Raw genomic sequence first — 5,630 nt, 5'->3', positions numbered from 1 at the left:
ACTCCAGTATTGCTCCATCAAGTCAAACTATAAGAATGCGTATAAAAACATTGGCTGAGCTTAAAAGCAAAGATGGAAATCATTTTTTAGTTGCAAGCCAAGAAGCATTAATGCAGCCAACTATAAAAGAAGAAAGTTTTCTGTTAAATTCAATTGAGAGAAATCAAAGCCTAAACAGAAAAGAATTTATTGAGCTTTTGGTAAATTTATATTATGATCCTACATCAAACGTTGAAGATATAGGTCAATATTGTATACGTGGTAGTTTGGTGGATTGTTTTGTACCAATTTATGAGAAACCTTTAAGAATAGATTTTTTTGGTGATACAATTGATGATATAAGAATGTTTTATTGTTATAACCAAAGAACTCACTCAAAAATAGACAAAGCCTGCATTACATATGCAAAAGAATACAACTTTGCTGAAGATGAATATGGTTTTTCACTAATTGGAGAAAATGTAAGAGGTTATCTTTTGGATTATAAAAAAGTTAAAGAACTTACTAAATACTGCTACTTTGATGAGCGTACAAGCGAGCTTTCTTTCAAACGTACAAAATCCGATGATAATATTTATGATTTGCGCATACTCAAAGAAAAAACAATAGATTATATGAATTTTATCAATGAGTTTGAAACCATTTTTGCATCAAATATCCCAACCCCTCAAAAATTAGATTTTCTTATAGAACTTTCAAGGTCAATGAAGGTTGTAATTGCATGTGCAAGTGATTTTCGTGTTGATAAGTTGAAAAACATACTTCAATCAAAAGGTGCCAGAATTGTTACAGACGATGAGTATGGTATTTACTTAAGCAATGGATATCTGAAAAAAGGTTTTAGAACAAGCAAAATAGCCTTTGTTAGTTTCGAAGAGATATTTGGCGTAGCTGTTCAAAAAGACCAGGAGCTTTCTCCACAGATACACCTAGTTCAATTTCAAAAGGATAAGCTCATTGCTCATAAAAATTATGGCATAGGAATATATAGAGGTATTAAAACATTAAAAGTAGAAGATGCTTTAATGGATTTTTTTGAAATTGAATATGCAAACCAAGATAAAGTTTATGTGCCTGTAACAAACGCTGATTGTTTATTTGAATACAGTGGTACGGCTCAAATTGATTCTTTAAACTCAAAATTATGGCATATAAAAAAAGAAAATGCACAGAAAGCCATAAAGAAAATACTTACAGAACTTGTAAATGTCTATGCAAAAAGAAAAATCCTCACACGCGCTCCCTACGATACAGATTTAATTGAAATAAAAGAATTTGAAGCAGAATTTGAATATCAAGAAACACAAGACCAATTGCAAGCAATTGAAGATGTAAAAAATGACATGCGCTCTAATACGCCTATGGAAAGACTAATTTGCGGTGATGTATCATTTGGTAAAACAGAAGTAGCAATGAGAGCTTGCGCTATTGCATGTTTTAATTCAAGACAATGCATTGTAATATCACCTACAACAATTCTATCAATGCAACATTATAGTACATTTACAGATAGGTTTGCAAATTTTCCTGTAAAAATCGCACTTCTAAATAGTTTTACTAAAAAATCGGATAGAGAAAAAATAAAAAATGGTCTTGAAGACGGTAGTATTGATATTCTGATTTCAACACATTCAGTGTATTTTGCCGATATTAATTTTAGAAATTTAGGTCTTGTAATTATAGACGAAGAACAACATTTTGGTGTTAAAATAAAAGAACACTTCAAGCAAAAGTATGAGACTGTAGATATGCTCTACCTATCTGCAACACCAATTCCGCGCACATTAAATATGGCAATAAACTCTATTTTTGGCATAAGCGTTATAAAAACTGCACCTTTATCGAGAAAACGTATCCAAACTTACGTAATAAAACAAACCGATAAAATAATTAAAGAAGCAATAGAACGGGAGCTTTCAAGAGACGGAAGTGTTTTTTTTGTCCACAATAGAATTGAAACTATACATGAAGTTAAGGATTCTTTAGATAAATTGCTGCCTGAGTATGAAAAACATATTATTCACTCAAAATTACCAAAAAATGAGATAAAAAAGATAATAACAGATTTTGCAAATAGAAAATTCCCTATTTTAATATCTACTTCGATTATTGAATCCGGTTTGGATCTAAAGCATGTAAATACAATTATTATATCGCAGGCGCAAAATTTTGGCTTAAGTGATTTATATCAGTTAAGAGGTAGAGTAGGGCGCTCTGATATAGAAGCTTTTGCTTATTTATTATACGATGGACCACTAAGTGAGCAGGCTTCTATGAGACTTACTACGCTAAAAGAATATATGGAAAGAGGGGTTGGCTTCAATATAGCGTTAAAAGATTTGGAAATCAGAGGTGCAGGTAACGTTTTTGGTAAAGATCAAAGCGGCAACTTAAAAGCTATTGGGCATGATTTATATGTTGAATTAATACAAGAAGCATTATCTCAAATTTCCAATGAAAATCTGCAGCGCGAAGTAGAGATAAAATTTATAGATAATATGTATATACCAGACTGGTATATTGATAACGAAAAAACAGCTATTTATACGCTTATTTCTAAAGCTAAAAGCGAAGAAGAGTTAAATAACATAAAAACCTACATTGAAGATAGGTATGGCAAAATACCGAAAATAGTTTTAAGACTTATAGAAATTAGCATTATAAAGCTATATGCAAAAAAGGCTTTTGTAAAAAGCTTAATATTTGGTAAAAAAGGTGTTTCAGTGCAATTTTATATTGATGCTAAGATTGATACTGATAAACTTATAAAACAGGTAAATATTTTGAAAGGAAAATTTTTGAGCGAAACAATGGTTTTTTTAAATATTGACAAAGATAACTTAAATGTGTTAAAAAACTTCTTGATTAATATTGTATAAATTGATATTCTATGAAAAGGAGAGACTATGAAAAAAATTTTAGTTTTTATTACAGGTTTGTTTTTTTTGGCTAATATTGCTAGAGCCGAAGTGATTGACAAAATTGTTGCCACAGTAAACGATAGGCCCATTACAACTTATGACTTAAAAGAGCTTGCGCCATTTTACCATGCAAAAGATGAAAAACAATTGCTAAATGAAGTTATTAACGATTATGTAATAGAAGATATTGCAAAAAAAGATGGTATTGTATTAACGGACCAGGATATAAATGAATTTATAGAAAACGTTGCAAAAAATAATAAATTAACAAAAGATGAATTAGAGCAAAAAATAAAACAGGAAGGTTTAAGTTACGATTATTACAAAGAATTTGCAAAATTCAATGCATATAAACTAAAAGTTATGCAAAAAATTTTTGCCCCAACAATCCAGATTGATGAAAAAGAAATCAAAAATTTTTACAACAATCACCCAGATTTATTTAACCAAAGCACGGTTACATTAGATATAATAGAGACAAAAAGCAAACCTGATATTGAAGAAGCAATGAAGCAATTGAAGCTGGGGTCTAGTTTTGATAGCGTAAAAGAAAAATACTCAATAAATAAAAATGGACCAAAACAACTCTATGTAGCAGATATTAATAAACAGCTACAAGGTATCATAGAAAAAATGCAGGTTGGCCAAATTAGTCCAATAATAGAATCTACCAATGGTTACTTTATTATTAAAGTTTTAGATAAAAAAAATGTAAATTTGTCATTTGACGATGTAAAAGATAAAATTAGAAATTTATTATTTGAAGAAAAATTAAATGAGAGATTTTCGAGCTGGTTAAGCGGGATAAAAAGCTCTATGGATATTAGCACTTTTGATGAGAATTGATCTTTTTTTAAAACAATCGCGTATTGTTAAAAGACGTACGCTCGCAAAACAGATGTGCAATGATGGTTTTGTTTTTTTAAATGATTCAAAGGCAAAAGCCCAAAGCAATGTAAAGGTAAATGATATTATTACTATATACTTTCCTTCTAAAAAGGTAGTCTACAAAGTTTTGGGTTTACCAGAAAAAGTTATAAATAAATCCCAATCTCCTTTATTATACGATATTTTAAGCGAGGAATTTTATGAAAAATAAGCCAATAATTGGTATAAGTATGGGTGATGCTTCAGGTATCTCACCTGAAATTATAATAAAATATTTTTTATATGGTAAAAAAGGTAATTTTAATATTGTTGTCTTTGGTGCAAGCAATGTATTTGAGTTTTATAAAAGGTTGTTTAAGCTGGATTTTAAAATCAATGCAATTGATAGGTTGGATGATATAAAAGAAGAAGTGTTAAATGTATTTAATTGCACGAGTTCTAATCCAAAAGAGGTAGCTATTGGCCAAATTGATAAACAGTCTGGTAAGTTAGCTTTTGAGTCTATTAATTATGCTATAGATATGGCAATAAGCCAAAAAATAGATGCCTACGTTAGCGCTCCGATAAATAAAAAAGCTATGAATTTAGCAGGTTTTAATTATCCAGGTCATACTGAAATTTTAGCGCAAAAAACAAATACGAAAAAGTATGTAATGATGCTTGGCTATAGAAATTTTAGAGTTAGTCTTGTTACAACACATGTGAGTTTAAGGCAGGTAAGCGATCTTGTAACAAAAGAGCGTGTATTTAATACTATTTTAATAAGCCATAAAGATTTGATTGTAAAGTTTGGTGTTAAAAAACCTAAAATACTTGTTTGTTCACTTAACCCACACAACTCAGAAAATGGTATGTTTGGCAGTCAGGAGGAATTAGAAATTATACCAGCAGTTGAACAGGCAAAAGAATTAGGTATAGATGTGGTAGGTTCTGTTGCTGCGGATACTGCATTTATACCTCAAAATAGAAAAATTTATGATTTATTTGTTAGTATGTATCATGATCAAGGCTTGAGCGTATTGAAAGCGCTTTATTTTGATAAAAGCGTGAATATAACATTGGGCTTGCCAATTATTAGAACCTCCCCAGACCATGGTAGTGCATTTGATATAGCAGGCAAATTTATAGCAAGCTTTCAAAGTATGCAAGAAGCAATACTTCAAGCCTACAATATGATTAAATGTACGCTAAAAAATCGCTAGGGCAACATTTTTTATCCGAAAAAAATGTTGTTTGGCGTATTGTATCTTTAATAATTGATGAATCGTGTGAGGTTTTAGAAATCGGACCAGGAAAGGGTGCTTTAACAGAAGGTCTTATAAAAAAAGGATTTAATATAGATGCAATTGAACTAGATAACGATATGGTAGAGTATCTAAAAGAAAAATTTAGCAATTATAGAAATGTAAATGTTATAAAATCTGATGCAACTTCGTTTAAATTAAATAAAGTATATTGTGTTGTAGGCAATCTACCCTATAATGTATCCAAAAAAATTATATCCAATATGATTAAACAAAAAGACCTTATAAAAAAAATGGTTTTTATGGTACAAAAAGAAGTTGCTCAAACAATGATTGCAAAGCCAAATACAAAAGAATATTCAAAGTTTAGCATTTTTGTTCAGCTTTTTTGCAAAGTTAGGAAAGTTTTTGATGTTGAGCCTAGTGCATTCAAACCGCCACCAAAGGTTGTATCAAGCGTAGTGGAGCTTGTACCTTATGATGTTAGTTTATTTAATACTCCAATAGAAGAGGATTTTTTTGATTTTTTAAAAATACTTTTTGCTCAGCCAAACAAAACCGTAAGAAATAACATAAG

5 protein-coding genes are annotated in these 5,630 nt (G+C 30.1%); all 5 read left to right on the top strand.

Annotated features, from left to right (window positions below; all coding sequences use genetic code 11):
* Positions 1-2,879, top strand: a 2,879-nt coding sequence (locus tag Q0C22_RS01020) for a helicase-related protein (RefSeq protein WP_291490231.1), incomplete at its 5' end; no start/stop codon positions are given.
* Positions 2,880-2,906: 27 nt separating this feature from the next.
* Positions 2,907-3,767 carry a peptidyl-prolyl cis-trans isomerase gene (locus Q0C22_RS01015; protein WP_291490230.1) on the top strand — a complete coding sequence of 287 codons (861 nt, stop codon included), beginning with the start codon at positions 2,907-2,909 and terminating at the stop codon, positions 3,765-3,767.
* Positions 3,757-4,020, top strand: coding sequence for an RNA-binding S4 domain-containing protein (locus tag Q0C22_RS01010; protein WP_291490229.1), 264 nt, complete (start codon positions 3,757-3,759; stop codon positions 4,018-4,020). Before Q0C22_RS01015 ends, Q0C22_RS01010 begins: the two co-directional genes overlap by 11 nt.
* Positions 4,010-5,011 (top strand): 4-hydroxythreonine-4-phosphate dehydrogenase PdxA, encoded by a 1,002-nt coding sequence (pdxA, locus tag Q0C22_RS01005; protein WP_291490228.1) that lies wholly within the window; start codon positions 4,010-4,012, stop codon positions 5,009-5,011. The genes Q0C22_RS01010 and pdxA overlap by 11 nt, the downstream gene beginning before the upstream one ends.
* On the top strand, positions 4,990-5,630 hold a 641-nt coding region (gene rsmA, locus Q0C22_RS01000), incomplete at its 3' end, for a 16S rRNA (adenine(1518)-N(6)/adenine(1519)-N(6))-dimethyltransferase RsmA (protein WP_291490227.1). The genes pdxA and rsmA, both read left to right, overlap by 22 nt.

Origin of the sequence: Desulfurella sp. (assembly GCF_023256235.1) — a bacterium.
GTDB lineage: Bacteria > Campylobacterota_A > Desulfurellia > Desulfurellales > Desulfurellaceae > Desulfurella.
This window is presented reverse-complemented; position numbering and strand designations above follow the sequence as displayed.